This window comes from Pseudonocardia xinjiangensis, assembly GCF_050948425.1.
GTDB classification, from domain to species: domain Bacteria; phylum Actinomycetota; class Actinomycetes; order Mycobacteriales; family Pseudonocardiaceae; genus Pseudonocardia; species Pseudonocardia xinjiangensis.
This window is the reverse complement of record NZ_CP192009.1, coordinates 7,050,087-7,067,025: the sequence shown is the minus strand read 5'-3', so window position 1 is coordinate 7,067,025 and position 16,939 is coordinate 7,050,087. Positions and strand designations below refer to the sequence as shown.

General features: G+C 73.1%; 21 protein-coding genes and 2 tRNA genes. 12 read left to right on the top strand and 11 right to left on the bottom strand.

Annotated elements, in window-relative coordinates:
• Window positions 1-22: 22 nt before the first annotated feature.
• From ACQPZA_RS33335 to ACQPZA_RS33325, 3 genes are all read right to left on the bottom strand, one after another.
• Window positions 23-460 (bottom strand): hypothetical protein, encoded by a 438-nt coding sequence (locus ACQPZA_RS33335; protein WP_433276084.1) that lies wholly within the window; start codon window positions 458-460, stop codon window positions 23-25.
• Window positions 461-635: 175 nt separating this feature from the next.
• Window positions 636-2,324, bottom strand: a complete 1,689-nt coding sequence (locus ACQPZA_RS33330) for an FAD-binding dehydrogenase (RefSeq protein WP_433276083.1) — start codon at window positions 2,322-2,324, stop codon at window positions 636-638.
• A 40-nt stretch (window positions 2,325-2,364) separates the two neighbouring features.
• Window positions 2,365-3,348: a patatin-like phospholipase family protein gene (locus tag ACQPZA_RS33325; RefSeq protein WP_433276081.1), complete on the bottom strand. Its 984-nt coding sequence runs from the start codon at window positions 3,346-3,348 to the stop codon at window positions 2,365-2,367.
• A 118-nt stretch (window positions 3,349-3,466) separates the two neighbouring features.
• Between ACQPZA_RS33325 and ACQPZA_RS33320 the strand changes: the two genes are divergently transcribed.
• Window positions 3,467-4,696: a serine hydrolase domain-containing protein gene (locus ACQPZA_RS33320; protein ID WP_433276079.1), complete on the top strand. Its 1,230-nt coding sequence runs from the start codon at window positions 3,467-3,469 to the stop codon at window positions 4,694-4,696.
• A 5-nt stretch (window positions 4,697-4,701) separates the two neighbouring features.
• A complete protein-coding gene (locus tag ACQPZA_RS33315) occupies window positions 4,702-5,097 on the top strand; it encodes a phage holin family protein (protein ID WP_169394327.1) in 396 nt (131 codons plus the stop codon).
• Window positions 5,098-5,104: 7 nt separating this feature from the next.
• Here the strand turns inward: ACQPZA_RS33315 and tenA are convergent, their stop codons facing one another.
• Window positions 5,105-5,788: a thiaminase II gene (gene tenA, locus ACQPZA_RS33310; RefSeq protein ID WP_433276077.1), complete on the bottom strand. Its 684-nt coding sequence runs from the start codon at window positions 5,786-5,788 to the stop codon at window positions 5,105-5,107.
• Between the two features lie 220 nt (window positions 5,789-6,008).
• Between tenA and ACQPZA_RS33305 the strand changes: the two genes are divergently transcribed.
• On the top strand, window positions 6,009-6,224 hold the full coding sequence (locus ACQPZA_RS33305; RefSeq protein WP_246265703.1) for a hypothetical protein: 216 nt from the start codon (window positions 6,009-6,011) through the stop codon (window positions 6,222-6,224).
• A gap of 13 nt (window positions 6,225-6,237) precedes the next feature.
• On the opposite strand, the gene ACQPZA_RS33300 is transcribed toward ACQPZA_RS33305, so the two are convergent.
• The 7 genes from ACQPZA_RS33300 to mrf all read right to left on the bottom strand — a co-directional run bounded on the left by ACQPZA_RS33300 (window position 6,238) and on the right by mrf (window position 14,536).
• Complete coding sequence (locus ACQPZA_RS33300; protein ID WP_433276075.1) at window positions 6,238-6,504, bottom strand: hypothetical protein; 267 nt, start codon at window positions 6,502-6,504, stop codon at window positions 6,238-6,240.
• Window positions 6,505-6,681: 177 nt separating this feature from the next.
• A complete protein-coding gene (locus ACQPZA_RS33295; RefSeq protein ID WP_433276073.1) occupies window positions 6,682-8,367 on the bottom strand; it encodes a class I adenylate-forming enzyme family protein in 1,686 nt (561 codons plus the stop codon).
• Window positions 8,364-9,650, bottom strand: a complete 1,287-nt coding sequence (locus tag ACQPZA_RS33290) for a cytochrome P450 (RefSeq protein ID WP_433276072.1) — start codon at window positions 9,648-9,650, stop codon at window positions 8,364-8,366. Before ACQPZA_RS33290 ends, ACQPZA_RS33295 begins: the two co-directional genes overlap by 4 nt.
• Before the next feature lie 65 nt (window positions 9,651-9,715).
• Window positions 9,716-12,766: a helix-turn-helix transcriptional regulator gene (locus ACQPZA_RS33285; protein WP_433276070.1), complete on the bottom strand. Its 3,051-nt coding sequence runs from the start codon at window positions 12,764-12,766 to the stop codon at window positions 9,716-9,718.
• Entirely contained in the window at window positions 12,763-13,005 is a 243-nt protein-coding gene (locus ACQPZA_RS33280) for a hypothetical protein (protein WP_169394333.1), read from the bottom strand. The genes ACQPZA_RS33285 and ACQPZA_RS33280 overlap by 4 nt, the downstream gene beginning before the upstream one ends.
• A gap of 101 nt (window positions 13,006-13,106) precedes the next feature.
• Window positions 13,107-13,274: a 50S ribosomal protein L32 gene (gene rpmF / locus ACQPZA_RS33275; protein ID WP_433276068.1), complete on the bottom strand. Its 168-nt coding sequence runs from the start codon at window positions 13,272-13,274 to the stop codon at window positions 13,107-13,109.
• Window positions 13,274-14,536, bottom strand: coding sequence for a ribosome hibernation factor-recruiting GTPase MRF (gene mrf / locus ACQPZA_RS33270; protein ID WP_433276066.1), 1,263 nt, complete (start codon window positions 14,534-14,536; stop codon window positions 13,274-13,276). The genes rpmF and mrf overlap by 1 nt, the downstream gene beginning before the upstream one ends.
• Window positions 14,537-14,625: 89 nt before the next feature.
• Between mrf and rpmG (ACQPZA_RS33265) the strand changes: the two genes are divergently transcribed.
• The 9 genes from rpmG (ACQPZA_RS33265) to ACQPZA_RS33225 all read left to right on the top strand — a co-directional run bounded on the left by rpmG (ACQPZA_RS33265) (window position 14,626) and on the right by ACQPZA_RS33225 (window position 16,919).
• Window positions 14,626-14,790: a 50S ribosomal protein L33 gene (rpmG, locus tag ACQPZA_RS33265; RefSeq protein WP_169394336.1), complete on the top strand. Its 165-nt coding sequence runs from the start codon at window positions 14,626-14,628 to the stop codon at window positions 14,788-14,790.
• A gap of 1 nt (window position 14,791) precedes the next feature.
• Complete coding sequence (rpsR, locus tag ACQPZA_RS33260) at window positions 14,792-15,031, top strand: 30S ribosomal protein S18 (RefSeq protein WP_169394337.1); 240 nt, start codon at window positions 14,792-14,794, stop codon at window positions 15,029-15,031.
• Window positions 15,032-15,036: 5 nt separating this feature from the next.
• Window positions 15,037-15,273, top strand: a complete 237-nt coding sequence (rpmB, locus tag ACQPZA_RS33255) for a 50S ribosomal protein L28 (RefSeq protein WP_433276064.1) — start codon at window positions 15,037-15,039, stop codon at window positions 15,271-15,273.
• On the top strand, window positions 15,273-15,578 hold the full coding sequence (gene rpsN, locus ACQPZA_RS33250) for a 30S ribosomal protein S14 (RefSeq protein ID WP_169394339.1): 306 nt from the start codon (window positions 15,273-15,275) through the stop codon (window positions 15,576-15,578). The genes rpmB and rpsN overlap by 1 nt, the downstream gene beginning before the upstream one ends.
• 82 nt (window positions 15,579-15,660) lie before the next feature.
• Window positions 15,661-15,733: transfer RNA gene (locus ACQPZA_RS33245), tRNA-Thr, on the top strand.
• 28 nt (window positions 15,734-15,761) lie between these two features.
• A tRNA-Met gene (locus tag ACQPZA_RS33240) sits at window positions 15,762-15,834 on the top strand.
• A 34-nt stretch (window positions 15,835-15,868) separates the two neighbouring features.
• Window positions 15,869-16,036: a 50S ribosomal protein L33 gene (rpmG, locus tag ACQPZA_RS33235; RefSeq protein ID WP_169394340.1), complete on the top strand. Its 168-nt coding sequence runs from the start codon at window positions 15,869-15,871 to the stop codon at window positions 16,034-16,036.
• A 2-nt stretch (window positions 16,037-16,038) separates the two neighbouring features.
• A complete protein-coding gene (locus ACQPZA_RS33230; protein ID WP_312858932.1) occupies window positions 16,039-16,485 on the top strand; it encodes an FAS1-like dehydratase domain-containing protein in 447 nt (148 codons plus the stop codon).
• On the top strand, window positions 16,482-16,919 hold the full coding sequence (locus ACQPZA_RS33225; RefSeq protein WP_433276061.1) for a MaoC/PaaZ C-terminal domain-containing protein: 438 nt from the start codon (window positions 16,482-16,484) through the stop codon (window positions 16,917-16,919). The genes ACQPZA_RS33230 and ACQPZA_RS33225 overlap by 4 nt, the downstream gene beginning before the upstream one ends.
• Window positions 16,920-16,939: the final 20 nt, after the last annotated feature.

Below are 16,939 nucleotides of genomic sequence, written 5' to 3'. Positions count from 1 at the left end.
GTAGGCCGGTCGCAGCGCCGGCCTACCGGTTCCGGCGGGAGTCCGGTGCGCCGACGAGCCACAGGAGCGTGGAGCGGCTCAGTGCACAGGCGACGATCGCCGCCTGCAGCCCGACGAGCAGCGCGCCGGTCACGACGTCGACGAGACGGCCGTCCGGTGCGGGTGCCACGGTCAGCAGAACCACCACGCCGGCGGCGACGGTGCCGGCTGCGGTGGACAGCAGCACCCGGCCGATCGGCATCCTCCTGAACAGGGTGACCGCGCCCCCGAGCAGGGTCAGTCCACCGAGGACGGCCACGGCGGCCGCGGTGGTGTCCACCGCACCACCGCGGCCGCCGTCGGCTGCCACCACCGCGGCGAGCGCGATCAGGAGCAGCCCGTCGCCCGCGCCGAGCCCCACCGCGGCGAGTGGAGCGGTGCGGCCGGGTCGAGCGGCCGTCCGGGACCCGCGTTCACGCATGCCTGCCCCTGTCGTCTGTGACGCCACAACTGGACGTCGGCGGAGCACCGTAGTGCGCTACGCCGGTCGGGACGATCACGGGCAGGGGTCGGTCGGGAGCGCCGAGCGGCACGGACGATGCCCGCCTGCTTGCCACGTCCGTTGACGACTGCTGGGCCCGCTCGCCGTGCCAGGGTCACGCTGTGGACAGCGCCGCCGCCCGGCCGGCCTGCCTGCCCGAGAACAGGCACCCGCCGAGGAACGTGCCCTCCAGCGACCGGTAGCCGTGCATCCCGCCCCCGCCGAACCCGGCGACCTCGCCGGCGGCGTAGAGGCCGGGTACGGGGGTGGCGTCGACGCCCAGCACCCGGCTCGACAGGTCGGTCTGCAGGCCACCCAGCGTCTTGCGGGTGAGGATGCTGAGCCGTACGGCGATCAGCGGTCCGTTCGCCGGGTCGAGGATCTTGTGCGGCGGCGCGATGCGGACCAGCCGGTCGCCGCGGTAGCGCCGCGCGGCGTGGATGGCAGCGAGCTGCAGGTCCTTGGTGAAGGGGTTGTCGATCTCCCGGTCCCGGGCGACGATCTGGCGCTGCAGCTCGGCGAGCTCGATCAGTTCGGGCCCGCCCGCTCCGCCGGTGTTCGCGACGAGCTTGTTCATGCCCGTGACGAGCTCGGTGAGCGTGTCGGCGACGACGAAGTCCACGCCCTTGTCCATGAACGCCTGCACCGGTGCCGGCGCTCCCGGCCGGATCCGGCCGAGGGTGGCCCGGACGTCCTTGCCGGTGAGGTCGGGATTCTGCTCCGAGCCCGAGAGCGCGAACTCCTTCTCGATGATCTTGCGCGTGAGTACCAGCCACGAGTGGTCGAACCCGGTCCGGGCGATCGCCTCGAGCGTGCCGAGGGTGTCGAAGCTGGGGAAGTTCGGCGCGGGGAAACGCCTGCCACGCGCGTCGAACCAGAGGGACGAGGGTCCGGCGAGGATCCGGATCCCGTGGCGGCCCCAGATCGGGTCCCAGTTGTGGACGCCCTCGGTGTAGTGCCACATGCGGTCGCGGTTGACCAGGCGCCCACCGGCACGTTCGGTGATCGCCAGCATCCGGCCGTCGACGTGCTCCGGGACGCCGGAGATCATGCGGCGCGGCACCGGGCCCAGGCGGGACGGCCAGTTGGCACGGACCAGATCGTGATCGGCGCCGATTCCGCCGGAGGTGACGATCACGGCCTGGGCGTGCAGCTCGAACTCGCCGGCCTCGGTGCGGGAGCTCGCCGTGCCGCGCGCCGCGGTGCTCGGCTCGAGCACGGCGCCCCGCACGCCGTCGACGGCCCCGTCGGTGACCGTGAGGCTGTCCACCCGGTGCCGGAAGCGCAGCTCGACGAGCCCTTTCGCGACGGCGTCGCGCACCCGGCGCTCGAACGGGGCGACGAGCCCCGGCCCGGTGCCCCAGGTGATGTGGAAGCGCGGAACGGAGTTGCCGTGGCCGTCGGCCAGGTAGCCGCCCCGCTCGGCCCAGCCCACGATCGGGAACCAGCGCACCCCCTGCCCGTGCAGCCATGCGCGCTTCTCGCCGTTCGCGAAGTCGAGATAGGCGGTGGCCCACTGCCGGGCCCAGAAGTCCTCGCCCTGTGGGTCGTCGACCCCGCGGTCGAACGTGGCGCTGCCCAGCCAGTCCTGCATCGCGAGATCGAAGGAGTCGCGGATGCCCATCCGGCGTTGCTCGGGGGAGTCGACGAGGAACAGTCCGCCGAAGGACCAGAACGCCTGGCCGCCGAGCCCCGTGTCGGGCTCCTGGTCCAGCAGCAGCACCCGCCGGCCCGCATCGGCGAGCTCGGCTGTTGCGACGAGACCCGCGAGACCCGCCCCGACCACGATGACATCAGCGTCCACGCGGTCACACTCCCGGCGCCTGCGGATCAGGTCAAGGCGGTCAGAGGATCACATCGGGCTCTACCCGGCGCAGGGCCGAGACGACCGTCCGGTACCCGGCCCGCGCGGCGCGCTCCACCCGGGCGACGTCGATGGTGAGCCCGCGGACACCGAGGTCCTGCTCCGGCACGAGCGCCAGCAGGTGCGCGCCTCCGCGCGAGGGATGGGCCGCGTCGTCGAGGACGGCGAGCGCCGGGCCGTGCCGGTTGCTCTCCTGCGCGATCATCCCCAGCCCGGGGGCCAGCCGGTCCAGCGCGCGTGCCCACCGGGCGGGCCCCGCGCCCGGGTCGGCCCGGCGCAGCTCCGGAACGGTGCGGTTGAGCAGCGCCAGCACGTGGGTGGCGCCGTCGCGCAGGGCGCGCAGCACCGGCAGCGGCTCGGAGACCGACCCGTCGATCCACCGGCGCCCGTGCAGCTCCACCGGTGGGCCGGCCAGCAGCGGGATCGACGCGGTCGCCCGCAGCGCCCGCTTCCACTCCTCGGGCGTGGCGGGTTCGAGGACGTGCGGCTGCAGGTCGTCGGCTGCGGTGGCGACCACCCGCAGCGGCATCGCGGACGAGCCCAGCCGGTCCCACGCCATCGGCTTGGAGTGGACGAGGACGTGGTCGATCAGGTGGTCCAGCGACACGACCGGCCGGCGCACCCCGAACCGGCGCGGGTCGATGAAGGCGCGACACGCCATGTCCTCGAAGAAGATGTGCGCCGAGCCGCGGCCGTCGCCGAGCAGCAGGGCCGCGCCGATGTAGGCACCCGCCGAGCTGCCGTAGACCACGTCGAACCAGGGCGCGAGCCCGGCGTCGTCGAGTGCGTGGGCCATCCCCCCGGCATAGGCGCCCCGCATGCCGCCACCGCTGACCACGAGCGCGATCCGGTTGCCGTCGGCCCGGCTGCCTGCGGCCCGGCGGCGCAGCAGCGCATGGAGCACCTCCTCGTCGCCGCGCAGCGCGGGCGAGGCGTCGAGGACCGGCTCGAATCGGGTGGCCACGCCCCGATACTCCCGTGCCGTCGCCGCCGCAGGGGACAAGTGTGACCTGTCGGGTGGGCCGGCATCCCTCGGAAGAGAGGGGCGGCGCCGGGAGATCTTGCGGATGTAGGGTCGGATCGTGGCGCAGCTGAAGGTTGACGCGGAGCCGGACGAGGTCGGAATCGACGGAGCGCGGCTGTCGCGCATCGACGCGCATTTCAAACGCTACGTCGACGACGGCCGGCTCGCGGGCTGGACGATCGCCCTCGCCCGGCGCGGCAAGGTGGCGCACCTGAGCCACTACGGGCTGGCCGATCTGGAGACGCGACGCCCGGTCGCCGACGACACGATCTGGCGCATCTACTCGATGACCAAGCCCATCACGTCCGTTGCGGCGCTGATGCTCCTGGAGCGCGGTGCGCTCGAGCTCACCGACCCGGTGTCGCGCTACATCCCGGCCTTCGCCGACTCCCGCGTCTACGTCAGCGGCTCGGCGGCCAACCCGGGCACCGTGCCCGCCACCGAGCCGGTCCGCATCTGGCACCTGCTCACCCACACCGCAGGGCTCACCTACGGCTTCCACCACGCGCACGCCGTCGACGAGATGTACCGGGCGAAGGGCATGGAGTTCGGGGCGCCGCGGGGGATGGACCTCGCCGGAGCCTGCGAGGTCTTCGCGGGGCTGCCGCTGCTGTTCCAGCCCGGCGCGGAGTGGAACTACTCGGTGGCCACCGACGTGCTCGGCCGCGTCGTCGAGGTGGCTTCCGGGCAGTCGCTCGACGCCTTCTTCGCCGAGCACATCCTCGGCCCGCTCGGCATGGAGGACACGGCCTTCTCGGTCACCTCGGACGACATCGACCGGCTCGCCACCCTGTACGTGCGCGGCCACGACGGCGCGCTGGCCCGCTCCGCCATGGGTGAGGGCGCCACCCGGCCGCCCACGTACTTCTCCGGAGGTGGAGGGCTCGTCTCCACGGCGGCCGACTACCACCGCTTCAGCCAGATGCTCGCGCGGGGCGGCGAGCTCGACGGCGTCCGGCTGCTCGCACCGCGCACCGTCGCCTACATGACACGGAACCACCTCCCCGGCGGAGCCGACCTCGACCAGGTCGGGCGGCCCATGTTCTCGGAGTCGCCGTTCCGCGGTGTCGGCTTCGGCCTCGGTGTCTCCGTGGTCGTCGACGCCGCAGCCGGAAAGGCGATGGCGCAGGAGGGCGAGTACGGGTGGGGCGGCCTGGCCAGCACCGCGTTCTGGGTCGACCCCGCCGCCGAGGTGACGGCGCTGTTCCTCACCCAGTTCATGCCCTCGAGCGCCTACCCCATCCGCTCCCAGCTCCGCGCGCTGGTCAACCAGGCGCTGCTGGACTGATCCCGGTGTCCAACGCGCTCGCGCTCGCGATCCGGGTGGCCGTGGTGGCGGTCAGCCTGTGGGTGGCCACCATCGTCGTGCCGGGCATCGACGACACGGCGGGCACCACCGGCAGCCGGGTCGGCACCCTCGTCGTCGTCGCCCTGATCTTCGGCGTGGTCAACGCCGTGCTGAAGCCGATCATCAAGGTGGTGGGCTGCCCGTTCTACGTGCTGACCCTCGGCCTCATCGGGCTGGTGGTGAACGCGCTGCTCTTCCTGCTGGTCGGCTACATCGCCGTAGGGATCGGCCTGCCGTTCAGCGTGGACGGGTTCGGCCCCGCGTTCGTCGGCGCGATCGTGGTGGCGGTGGTCGGGTTCATCCTGCATTTCGTCATCCCCGACCGGCTCGACCACCGCTGACGGGGCACTAGACCGGCCAGGTCTCGAGGCGGTAGGCGGCGTCCCAGAACATCCACTCGTAGCGTGACGTGGTGCGGAAGTGCCTGCGCATCACCGTGCGCTCGCCCTCGGACATCCCCGCCCCGATGCGGTCGGTGAGCGCGAGCACCGAGTCGACCACGGCCTGGAAGTCGTCGCTGCCGTACATCGCGATCCAGCGGGCGTAGAGCGGATCGGGCGAGCTGCGGGTCAGCAGCTCCTCGCCGACCCGCGCATAGATCCAGTAACAGGGCAGCACAGCGCCGACGGCGTCGGCGAACGACCCGCCCAGCGCCGACGCGAGCATGTAGCTGACGTAGGCCTGCGTCGTGGGGGCGATCGGCTCCTGCATCGCCTCTTCGGGGGAGCTCCCCATCTCGCCCATCAGGGCGGAGTGCAGGTCCCGCTCGGCGGCGATGGCGCCGGCCGAATGGGCGGCGAACATCACCGTGGCGTCCTCGTCGGGCGCCTTCGCGGCGCACACCGCGAGAGCCTTGGCGTAGCCGCGCAGGTAGTGCGCGTCCTGCACGATGTAGTGCCGGAACGACTCACGAGGCAGCGTGCCGTCGGTCAGCCCGGCGATGAACGGGTGGGCGAGGATGGCGGCGTAGATGTCCTCGACGTCGGACCAGAGCACGTCGCGGGTACGGACGGCGGAGTCGGTCGCTGTCATGCCGATCACGCTACGGGTGCGGCGGAGCGTTGCGGAACACCGCGCTGCGCGGTCGGGCAGGCCACCGACACCGGACGGTCACCCGGCGTTCGTGTGGATGAGATGTCGGTCACTCTTCGGGTACGTTTGACCGGGGAGGTTCACCATGGACAGCTCAACGGGTGGCGACTCAGCGCTGAGAGCGCGCCGGACCGGACAGCACCCCCGGAGGAGAGTCCTCATGATCCCCGTCCCCATGGATCACCACGACAAGATGCGGCTGCGGGCCGCTGCGTTCCGCGCCACCCGGCTGTACCCGGGTCCCGTCGGAGAGCTGCTCTCCCGTGAGCTGCTCACGTGGGAGGAGTTCGGCTACCGGCTCGGCGGCGGGCAGCTCGTGATGCGCCTCGTCGACCACGTCCTGCAGTCCCCGATCGGCCAGGCCGAGGCGGCCTGACACCGCACCGGGTTCAGCGGCCGTTCCTGTCGTAGGTGACGGTGACGGTCGCGCCCCCGGAGGCAGGCATGCCGTCGGCCATCGCACCCGCCGTCGCTGCCACCACCATCAGAGCCGTCACTGTCACGAGCGTGCCGACGAGGCCGACCACGTTCGCGACCACCGCGAGGTAGGTGCGCGGGGTGGCCCGGCGCCGGTGCCTGCCCACGGTCTCGGCCGGGCAGGAGCGCGGCGGCCGCACGTCGGCCCCGTCAGCGGGGGATGCAGCAGCAGCGGGCATGGCGAGACCACCGGCTTCGTGAGCAGGGACGGGTGACGACCGCCCAGCCGCGGATGCGACGGGTGACGGTCGGGTGTCCGGTCCGGTGCGCGCGTGCCGGGTGTCCGTACGCCCGGAACATCGCTGCTAGGAGGCGTGGCGTTAACGTGGGGTCACCCGTACGGGTGCCGGCGCGCCTCAGGCCAGCCGCTCCCGCAGCTCCCGCTTGAGCACCTTGCCCGCGGCCGACACCGGGATCTCGTCCACCAAGTGCACCTCGCGGAGCCGCTTGTAGGGCAACACCTGCGTGTTGACCGCCTCCATCAGCGCCGTGGCCTCGGCATCGCCGAACCCGGGGGCGACGACGAAGGCCACCGGGAGCTCGCCGACCTGCGGATCCGGTCGCCCGACCACCGCGGCGCCCACGACTCCCGCACGCGTGAACAGCAGCTCCTCCAGCTCGCGCGGGTACACGTTGTAGCCCTTGTAGAGCAGCATGTCCTTCTTGCGGTCGACGATGGACAGATAGCCGTCCTCGTCGAGCACGCCGACGTCCCCGGTGCGCAGCCAGCCGTCCACCAGCGTGGCGGCGTTCTCCTCCGGCCGGTCCTTGTAGCCGACCATCACCTGTGGGCCGCGGATGCACACCTCCCCGGCCTCCCCGGTCGGGAGCGGTGTGAGGTCCTCGCCCGCGGGATCGACGATGCGGACCTCGGTGTCGGGCACCGGCGTGCCCACGGTGCCGACCTTGCGGACGCCGGAGCGCCACGAGGGTCCGAGAGTGGCGCCCATCGTCACCTCGGTGAGCCCGTAGCCCTCGACGATGACGACGTCTTCGAACCGGCGCTGCAGCGCCTGGATCATCTCCACCGGCAGCGGGGCCGCGCCGGACGAGATGCCGCGGACGGAGGACAGGTCGCGGGTGGCGAGGTCGGGATGGCGCAGCAGCGCGCCGAACAGCGGCGGCGCCCCGCCCATGCCCGTGACGCGGAACCGCTCGGCGTCGGCGAGGTAGGCGCCGGGGTCGAACCGCTCGTGCAGCACGGTGGTGCTTCCGCTCAGCATCGGGACGTTGAGGCCGCCGATCGTGCCCATGGCGTGGAACCATGGCGTGAGGTTGATGGCGGTGCCGGTGCCCAGGCGCACGGGGTACTCCTCGACCGGCGCTCGCTGGTCGAGCACGACACCGCCGAACTCGTCCAGCGCGGGCACGGAGCCGTTGCCCCGGCATGCGAACTGCAGCGAGTTGACCACCACGTTGCGGTGCGGGAGCTGCACCCCCTTGGACCGGCCCGTGGTGCCCCCGGTGTAGGCCAGATGCGCCAGGTCGCGATACACGTCGATCTCGACGGCCGGATCGTCGGTGGGGGCGTCGGCGTGGAAGGCCTCGAAGTCCTGCGCTCCCGGGAAAGCGTCGAGGGACACCCGGTGCGCCGGGTCGAGCGCCTGCTCCCGGTCGGTGACCAGCACCAACCGGATGTTCGTGTGCTGCTGCACCGCCGCCAGCGCCGGCGCGGCAGGCAGCCAGGTGACCGCGGCGACGGCGCCGCAGTCGGCCAGCTGGGCCGCGAGGTCGGCCGGTGGGAGCAGGGGGTTGGTGGGGGAGAACGTGGCGCCGGCCAGGAGGACGCCGTAGTAGGCGATGGGGTACTGCGGGCAGTTGGGGAGATGGAGGGCCACCACGTCGCCGCGCCCCACCCCGGCGCCGCGCAGGGCGTTGGCGAAGGCGCAGGCCCGCTCGTGGATCTGGGCGAACGACAGCTCACGCCCGGCGAAGTGCACGGCGGTGCGCCCGCCGAACCGCCGGGCGGAGCCGGCGAGCACCGCGCCGACCGGCACCTCAGGGTATTCGAGCGTGGCGGGGACGGGGCCGGCTCCCGTCATCGGGCGCCGCCGGGCGTGAACGCCACGGGCATGCGCTTGATGCCGTTGATGAACATCGACTGGAGCCGGTCCGGCGGTGCGGTGACGTGGATGTCGGGGACGCGGGTGAGCAGCTCCCGGAACATCACCGACATCTCCCGGCGTGCCAGGTGGGCGCCGAGGCAGAAGTGCGGGCCCGGGCCACCGAACCCGACGTGCGGGCTGGGCGAGCGCCGGACATCGAACACGTCCGGATCGGTGAAGTGCGCGGGGTCGCGGTTGGCCGCCCAGTAGAAGAGCACCACCTTGTCACCCTCGCTCATCGCCTGGCCGCCGAGCACCGTGTCGGACGCCACCGTGCGCCGCATGAAGATCACCGGGGACGCCCAACGCACGATCTCCTCCACCGCGGTGGGGGTGACGCCGTCGATGTCGGCGAGCCATGCGGCGCGCTGGTCGGGGTGCTCGGTGAGCAGGTGCAGGCCCCAGCTGATGGCGTTGCGGGTGGTCTCGTTGCCTGCCACGACCAGCAGGATGAAGAAGGACGCGAGCTCGTCGGAGGTGAGTCGCTCGCCGTCGATCTCGGCGTTGACGAGCAGGGACGTGAGGTCGTCGGTGGGGTTCGCGGTGCGGAGCCTGCCGAGGTCGCGCATCAGGTCGGCCAGCTCGCCGCCTGCCTGCAGGACCGCCATGACGATGTTGTCGGCGTCGGAGACGTACTCGGGGTCCCCGGCGCCCAGAATGATGTTCGACCTCGTGTAGATGAACTCGTACTGGCTCTCCGGCACGCCCATCATGTCGCAGACGATCTTCAGCGGCAGCCGGGCCGAGATCGCGGAGACGGCGTCGCACTCGCCTGCGTCGATCACGTCGTCGACGATGGCCCGCGCCGTGCGCTCCACGTCGTCGGTGAGGGCGCCGAGCCGCTTCGGGGTGAACCCGCGGGAGACGATCCGCCGCAGGCGCGCGTGCCGGGGGTCGTCCATCCCGATCATCGAACCGAAGAACTCGATGAACTCGGGCGGGAAGTCGGCGATAAACGTCGAGCCCTTCGACGAGGTGAAGACGGCCGGGTTGCGACTGGCCGTGACGAGGTCGTCCAGCTTCGTGACGGCCCAGTAGCCGGCTCCCTTCGGGAGGATGCTCACCTGGGGTTCCTCGTAGAACGAGATCGGCTCGCGCTCCCGCAACGCGGCGAAGGCCGCGGCTCGCTCAGCGATCGGGAGGGTCCAGAAGCCGGGGATGTCGGACAGGTCCGGCCGGCCGGTCCAGGTGCTTCCCGCGGCGGTGCTCGTGGGTGCCAACTCTGAGCCTCCTAGCAGTGGGGGTGAGCCCGATCACCCCCACCCTAGAGATCACTCGAGTGGCCTCAAGGGTCTGCCCGCGCCATCTCCCGGTCCGCGGGTGCCAGCAGACCCCGCGCGTACGCCACGCTGACCGCCTCGGTGCGGCTGCTCGCACCGAGCTTCGCCATCACCCGGGACAGGTGGACGCTCACCGTCTTCTCGCTGATGAACAGGGCGGCCCCGATCTGACGGTTGGTGTGGCCGGCCGCGACCAGCGCGAGTACGGACCGCTCCCGCGGGGTGAACGGACCGGCGCCGCGCGGCTCCGGTCGTGCGGGCTCGGCCTCGAGGCGGACGCCGGCGCGGGCGGCCAGCGCGCGGACGGCCGCGGCCAGCGGTCGGGCGGCGAGTCGTTCGGCGGTGCGGAGAGCGGCGCGCAGGTCGGGCTCCACGTCCCCGTGCGGGGCGCCCGTGCCGAGCCGGGCCTCGGCGCGCCGCAGCAGCGCGTACGCCTGCCGGTAGCCGGGGCTGCCGGTGCCGCCGGGCTCGCCGGTCTCGAAGGCGAACGCGTCGACGAGGCCGCTCCACACCGAGGGGTCGGCCGGGCCGACGATCCTGGTGAGCTCGGCCCGGGCCCGGCAGAGCCATGCGGCGCCCTCGGGGCCCAGAGTGCCGGCGCGAGGCAGGCCGGTGGCCGCCGTGTGCTCGGCGGTGGCGAGCAGCGCGCGGCCGGCGGCGGTGGCCTCCGCCACGGGTGCCTGGCCGGCGGCGGCGAGGTCGGCCTGCGCCGACACGCCGAGCGCGGCCAGCATGATGCCGCCGAGGTGGGGACCGTGCCCTGCGGAGGGACTGCACCGCAGGCCGGTGAGGGCCTCCGTGACGCGCTCCGCGGCGTCGGCGGGCCGGCCCTGCCAGATCGCGGCCTCGGCCCCCGCCTGGCCGACCAGCATGATCACCTGGTCGTCGGCGGGGGAGGAGTCGCGCAGCTCCGCGAGCCGCCTGCCTGCGGCCTCGAAGCGGCCGCGGGCCACCGTGGTGAGCAGCCCCGCCGCGGTCAGCCTGCTCGCGACCGTGGCCGACACCGACTCGCCTGCGAGCTCGGCCGCCTCCTCGGCGGCGTCCCAGTCGCCCCGCTGGAAGCGGGCGATGACGTGGGCCACCCGTAGCTCGAGGCCGTAGCCGCCCCAGGTGGTGCCGGTGGCGGCGGCCCGCTCCTCCCCGGCGGCGAACTCCTCGACCGCCTCGGCCAGCCGGCCGTCGTCGAGCAGCGAGATGCCCAGCGCGTAGTAGGCCCGCAGCTCCACCCCGAGACTGGCGGAGCGGCGCGCGAGCGGTTTGGCCTCGGCGAGCAGCCGACGGGCCCGCTCCGCGTGGCCGCCGTACTCCTCGCACACCGCGAGCGTGACCAGCGCGTCGGCGGTGGCGCCGGGCGCCATGGCGTCGTGCTCGGGCAGCCCTCTCGCCACATCCAGCGCGGCCTCCGCCTGCTTCCGGGCCTCGTCGAAGTGGTCGACCCTGGCCAGCACCCTGGCCAGCACCGCATGGGCCCAGGCCAGGGTGGCGGACGGGGGCAGGCCGACCACGAGATCGAGGGCGCGCCGCGCCACCTCGCGCGCCTCCTGCTCCCGGCCGCTCAGATCCAGCAGGCGCCAGGCGTAGCGCCGGGCGATCGCGGAGGTGAGCATCGGGTCGCCGCGCTGCTCGGCGAGCTCGAGCGCGCGGCGTCCGAGCGCGATGCCGCGGTCCGGGTCGCCCGTGGCGCTCGCGCCCCACGCGGCCCACCGGGTGAGGGTGCCCTCGTCGATCCGGGCCACCGCCTCGGCGTCGGGCACCGCTGGCCACAGCTCCATCGCGCGTTCCGCGTGCAGCAGCACCTCGGCGGGCGCCTCGCGGTCGTTGGCCTCGTGGGCGGCCTGCACGGACGCCGCGAGCGCCAGCGGCAGATCGTGGCCTGCCATGGCGTGGTGGGCGAGCTCGGCGGCGCGGTCCGGCTCGGCAGTGCGCCCCGGGGCGCTCCGGTCGGCGAGCAGGGTGGCGTAGGCCGAGTGCAGCCTGCTGCGCTCGCCGGGCAGCAGCTCGTTGTAGATCGCCTCGCGCAGCAGCGCGTGGCGGAAGACGTACGCGTCGTCGGTGCTGATGCCGCCCGCCTGGGTGTCGGCCACCAGCACGTGGTGGGCGACCGCCTCGCGCAGTGCCTGCTCCAGCTCGTCGACGGGGAGCCCCGACACCGCGGCCAGCCGCTGGTGGGTGACGCGCCGCCCGGCGACGGACGCGATGCGCAGCATGCGCTGGGTGGCGGGGGTGAGGCCCTCGATGCGCGCCAGCAGCACCTCGGCGAGCCCGTGCGGCATCCCGTCGGAGGATGCCGACACCAGCTCCTCGGCGAAGAACGCGTTGCCCTCGCTCCGGCGTGCGGCGTTGCGCAGCAACGGCTCGGGCAGGCTCCCGTCGGCGAGCAGCCGCACCAGCTCGAGCGCCTCCTGCGGACCGAGAGGGGCGAGCTCGACCCGCTCCACCGCGGGCAGCCGCACCAGCTCCGACAGCACCGGGCGCAGCGGATGGCGCCGGTGCAGGTCGTCGGCCCGGTAGGTGGACAACACGACGAGCCGCTGCCTCGTGAGCCGGGACAGCAGGAAGACCAGCAGGTCGCGGCTCGAACGGTCGGCCCAGTGGAGGTCCTCCACCACGAGCAGCGCAGGGGCGGTGGTGGTGAGCTCGTCGAGCACGGACAGCACGGCGTCGAACACCCGTAGCTGGCCCAGGTCGCGATCCTCGCCGGACTGCGCCCCGCGCGGGAAGCCGCCGGGCAGGAGGTGGCGCAGGGCCGGGTGCTCGGCGACGAGCGCGGGACGCAGGGCGGCGAGCGAGCCGACCACCTCGGTGAAGGGCAGGTACGGCAGCGACGCCTCGGCGGCGTCGGTGCAGCGGCCGAGCAGGACCACGAAGCCGGCCGCCTCGGCCCGCTCGACCGTCTCCGCCACCAGCCGGGACTTGCCCACACCGGCGTCCCCCGACAACAGCACGCCGGTGGGGCGGCCTTCGGCGGCACGGTCGAGCGCACCGGCGAGAGCAGAGACCTCGTGCCGGCGCCCCACCAGCCCGATTCCGACCCCCAGCCGCGCCACGCCGGTCATCGTGACATGGAGTACCGACGATTCGCGTCGTCATTGCCGTGTGCACGATTCTGCTGCCCGCGATCAGGCGGTCCGGCCTCCGGCGCCGGCGGCCGGGGCGGGTCGACGGCCCGCCCAGCCGCATGCTGCCGGCGCGCGGCCTTCGCCTGCTTGACGAGCCGGTAGTGCTCGGCGTCGGCGAGCAGGGCGGAGCGGTGGTGTTCGACGTCGGAGGTGGCGTGGGCGAGGTTGATGAACATGACGGGAAGCCTCGTGCTGAGGCGGGGCCCCCGGCATCGGACGATCACGTCGCTTCGGGGTGCGATCGGCCCGGATCCACGGGTAAGGCCGCCCCGGCCCCTTACTCCGGGCGCAGCAGGCCGCGCTGGTAGGCGCGCACCAGCCGGCGCGGCACCAGGTACGGGCGTCCGTCGATCGCGATCGGCACCAGGTCGGGCGGCGTCGCCTTCCACTGAGCGCGGCGGCTGCGGGTGTTCGACCGCGAGGTGCGGCGCTTCGGGACGGCCATCAGGACTCCTCGTCTCCGGTGGTGTGCCTGCCGTGGGTGGCCCGCGCGACCAGGTCCGCCGGGGGCGCAGCAGCGCCGGTCACGGCGCCCGCTCCGTCGGCGTCGGTGTCCTCCCAGCCGAACGGGTCGGGCAGCGTTCTCCAGGCGTCCTCGCCGCCGGCGAGCTCGGCGTCGGTGAGGAGAGCCCCGCGCAGTGCCGCCTCGATCTCGTCGGGGTCGGCGTCGTGCGCGATGACCACGAGGTCCTGGGCGCGGTCGCCGAACCGCGGATCCCAGCCCAGCGAGGCCAGCGCCCGGCGCTCGGCGGGGGCCTCCTCCCACGCCGTGGCGTCCGACGCGGCCAGCCACTCGCCGGCGAGCCCGAGCTGGAGGCCGCCACCGGCCGACTCCAGCCACAGGACGGCCTCCGGTCTGGTGGCGAGCCAGATCCGTCCCCGCGTGCGGACGACGCCGTCGAGCAGCGCGTCCATCGCGGCGTTCAGCCGCTGCGGGTGGAACGGCCTGCGCGCGCCGAACAGCAGCAGCCGCACCCCGCAGTCGGAGCCGAGGGGCGGGTGCCCCCGCAACAGCGCCGCATGGACGTCGTCGGGGCGGCCGCGCCGGGTCGGCAGAGCCGGGTCGGCGAGCAGCACCCGTTCGTCGAGCTCGGCCAGCCGTATCCGGGGGGCCGCCGGGGCCAGCCTGGCCAGCACCGCCTCGGTACGGGCGAGCCCCCATGCGTCGGCGGTGCCCGTGTGCACCAGCAGGTCGGCGAACTCGACCTGCCCGACCGCCACCTGCGCCACGGTCCGCTCGTCGTCGGGCAGCTCGGTGACGCCGCGCTCGGCCAGGGTGTCGGCGCTCGTCGCGTCATCGAGCCAGGTGCCGGCGTCCAGACACGTCACCACGCCCCGCAGGTCCATCGCGTCGGTGATCGTCGTCCCGTCGACCAGCACGTTGGCCAGTGACCAGCACACCCGCTCGGGTTCGAGCGCCGGGTCGAGGTGCAGCACGACCCGGCGGGGCGTGTGCGCGAGCGCGAGCAGCTGGGGCAGCAGGTCCTCGCGCAGCGTGCAGGACAGGCAGCCGTGGACGAGCTCGACCGTGGTGGTCTCGTCCGTGCGGCCGACCCGTAGCCGCCGATGTACGAGGCCCGACCCGATGTCGCGCAGGTCGTGGTGGAGCACGGCGACGGTGGGGTCGAGCGAGCGGATGCGGGCGATCACGGCCTCGACCCCGGGCGTGTGCAGCCCGGTGAGCACCAGGAGCTCGGTTCGGGTCACGGCTTCCTCCTCCGGTTGACGGGCATGTTCCGCGGTGCGCTAGCGTTACCCTAGATGAAAATGAATGTCGTTAACGAGGAGGGGTGGACATGGCTCGCAACGAGCTGAGGCCGATCGTGAAGCTGCGCTCCACGGCCGGCAGCGGGACGACCTACGTCACCCGCAAGAACCGGCGCAACGACCCCGACCGGATGGTGCTGCGCAAGTACGACCCGGCTGTCCGGCGCCACGTCGAGTTCCGCGAGGAGCGCTGAGGTGGCGGGCAAGCCGCAGCGCGCGTTCAAGCGCAAGGTGAACCCGCTGCACGCGAGGCGGGTCACCGAGGTCGACTGGAAGGACACGGCACTGCTGCGCACGTTCATCTCCGACCGCGGGAAGATCCGGGCCCGCCGGGTGACGGGCCTGACCCCGCAACAGCAGCGGCAGGTCGCGGTCGCGATCCGCAACGCGCGGGAGATGGCGCTGCTGCCGTACCCGAACGCCGGGCGCGGGTGAGGGCGGTGTCCCGGCGCTGTCAGATGACGGGGCGCGAGCCCGGCTTCGGCAACAACGTCTCCCACTCCCACCGGCGCACCGCGCGCCGGTGGGACCCGAACATCCAGACCAGGCGGTACTGGTTCGCCGCCGAGAACCGGTTCGTGCGGCTGAAGCTCTCGACCGACGCGATCAGGACGATCGACCGGATCGGCGTCGAGGCCGCGGTGGCCAGGATCAGGGCCCGGGGTGAGAAGGTCTGATGGCGACGAAGGGCAAGATCGCGCGCAACGAGCACCGCAAGGCCGTCGTCGCGCGCCACGCCGAGCGGCGGGCGGAGCTCAAGGCGGTGATCGTGCGGCCGACCACACCGGAGGCCGAACGGGAGGCGGCGCGGCGCGAGCTCTCCCGGCAGCCACGCGACGCGAGCGCCACCCGGGTGCGCAACCGGGACGCCGTGGACGGGCGGCCACGCGGCTTCCTGCGCAAGTTCGGAGTGTCACGGGTGCGCCTGCGCGGGCTCGCGAACGAGGGTCACCTGCCCGGGGTGCGCAAGTCCAGCTGGTGACGGGAGCCCGTTTCCGGGGCCGTGGAGGCGGTGTGTAGCATTGTCCGCGGCCGTTCGGGAGTGACCAACCGTGCGGCAAGCCGCCCCTTTAGCTCAGTCGGCAGAGCGTCTCCATGGTAAGGAGAAGGTCTACGGTTCGATTCCGTAAAGGGGCTCGGCGGGCTGGTGTGACCAGCTTCGCGAAGCGGTGTAGCTCAGTCGGTAGAGCAAGCGGCTCATAATCGCTGTGTCGCCGGTTCAAGTCCGGCCACCGCTACAGACCGACAAGAGGAACGCAGGAGGCACCCGCGATGGCCAAGGCCACCGACGTACGGCCGAAGATCACGCTGGCGTGCGAGCAGTGCAAGCACCGGAACTACATCACCAAGAAGAACCGGCGCAACGACCCCGACCGGCTCGCCATCAAGAAGTTCTGCCCGAACTGCGGCGTCCACCGCGAGCACCGCGAGACGCGCTGAGCGTGCCGGACGTCTCGTTCGTCGGCCGGTCGTTGCCTCCAGGGGCTCCGTACCGGGTCGGCCGGGAGAAGATCAGGGAGTTCGCCCTCGCCATCGGCGAGGGCGCTTCTGTGTGCCACGACGTGGCCGCCGCCCAGGCGGCGGGGTATCCCGACCTCGTGGCGCCACCCACCTTCCCCGTCACGTTCACGATGCCGGCGATCGAGGCGTTCCTGCGCGACCCGGCCTTCGGCTGGGACTACTCGCGCATGGTGCACGGCGACCAGTCGATCGCGCTGCACCGCCCGATCCACGGGGGCGACGACCTGGTCACCACCATCCACGTCGATGACCTCACCACCCGCGGCGGCAGCCACATGCTGAGGCTGCGGTGCGAGGTCGCCGACGCCGAGGGTGCACCGGTGGCCACCACCCATGCCCTGCTCGTCACCCAGGCGGATCCGGCATGACCGATCTGAGCGGTGTCGCCGTCGGCGACGAGCTGCCGCCGGTCTCGGTGCGGGTCACCCGTGCCGACCTGGTGCGCTACGCCGGCGCGTCCGGCGACTTCAACCCGATCCACTGGAGCGACCGCGTCGCCACCGGCGTCGGGCTGCCCGGGGTCATCGCCCACGGAATGTTGACGATGGCGCTGGCCGGCCGGGTCGTCACCGAGTGGGTGGGCGATCCCGGAGCGGTGTGCAGCTACGGGGTGCGCTTCACCCGCCCCGTCGTGGTGCCCGACGACGACGAGGGCGCGCTGGTCGAGTTCTCCGGCAAGGTCTCCGAGCTCACCGAGGCCGACGACGGCAGCCGCGTCGCGCGCATCACCGTCACCGCCCGGTTCGACGGGAAGACGGTGCTCAGCCGCGCGGTCGCCGACGTGCGGCTCCCCAAGGAGTGAGGTACCGCACAGCCGTGAGG

Coding starts and splice junctions, on each gene's coding strand:
- rpmG (WP_169394336.1), top strand. CDS start 14,626: ATGGCTCGCAACGAGCTGAGGCCGATCGTGAAGCTGCGCTCCACGGCC.
- ACQPZA_RS33285 (WP_433276070.1), bottom strand. CDS start 12,766: ATGACCGGCGTGGCGCGGCTGGGGGTCGGAATCGGGCTGGTGGGGCGC.
- ACQPZA_RS33225 (WP_433276061.1), top strand. CDS start 16,482: ATGACCGATCTGAGCGGTGTCGCCGTCGGCGACGAGCTGCCGCCGGTC.
- ACQPZA_RS33295 (WP_433276073.1), bottom strand. CDS start 8,367: ATGACGGGAGCCGGCCCCGTCCCCGCCACGCTCGAATACCCTGAGGTG.
- ACQPZA_RS33300 (WP_433276075.1), bottom strand. CDS start 6,504: ATGCCCGCTGCTGCTGCATCCCCCGCTGACGGGGCCGACGTGCGGCCG.
- rpsN (WP_169394339.1), top strand. CDS start 15,273: ATGGCGACGAAGGGCAAGATCGCGCGCAACGAGCACCGCAAGGCCGTC.
- rpmF (WP_433276068.1), bottom strand. CDS start 13,274: ATGGCCGTCCCGAAGCGCCGCACCTCGCGGTCGAACACCCGCAGCCGC.
- rpmG (WP_169394340.1), top strand. CDS start 15,869: ATGGCCAAGGCCACCGACGTACGGCCGAAGATCACGCTGGCGTGCGAG.
- ACQPZA_RS33335 (WP_433276084.1), bottom strand. CDS start 460: ATGCGTGAACGCGGGTCCCGGACGGCCGCTCGACCCGGCCGCACCGCT.
- ACQPZA_RS33280 (WP_169394333.1), bottom strand. CDS start 13,005: ATGTTCATCAACCTCGCCCACGCCACCTCCGACGTCGAACACCACCGC.
- tenA (WP_433276077.1), bottom strand. CDS start 5,788: ATGACAGCGACCGACTCCGCCGTCCGTACCCGCGACGTGCTCTGGTCC.
- ACQPZA_RS33305 (WP_246265703.1), top strand. CDS start 6,009: ATGATCCCCGTCCCCATGGATCACCACGACAAGATGCGGCTGCGGGCC.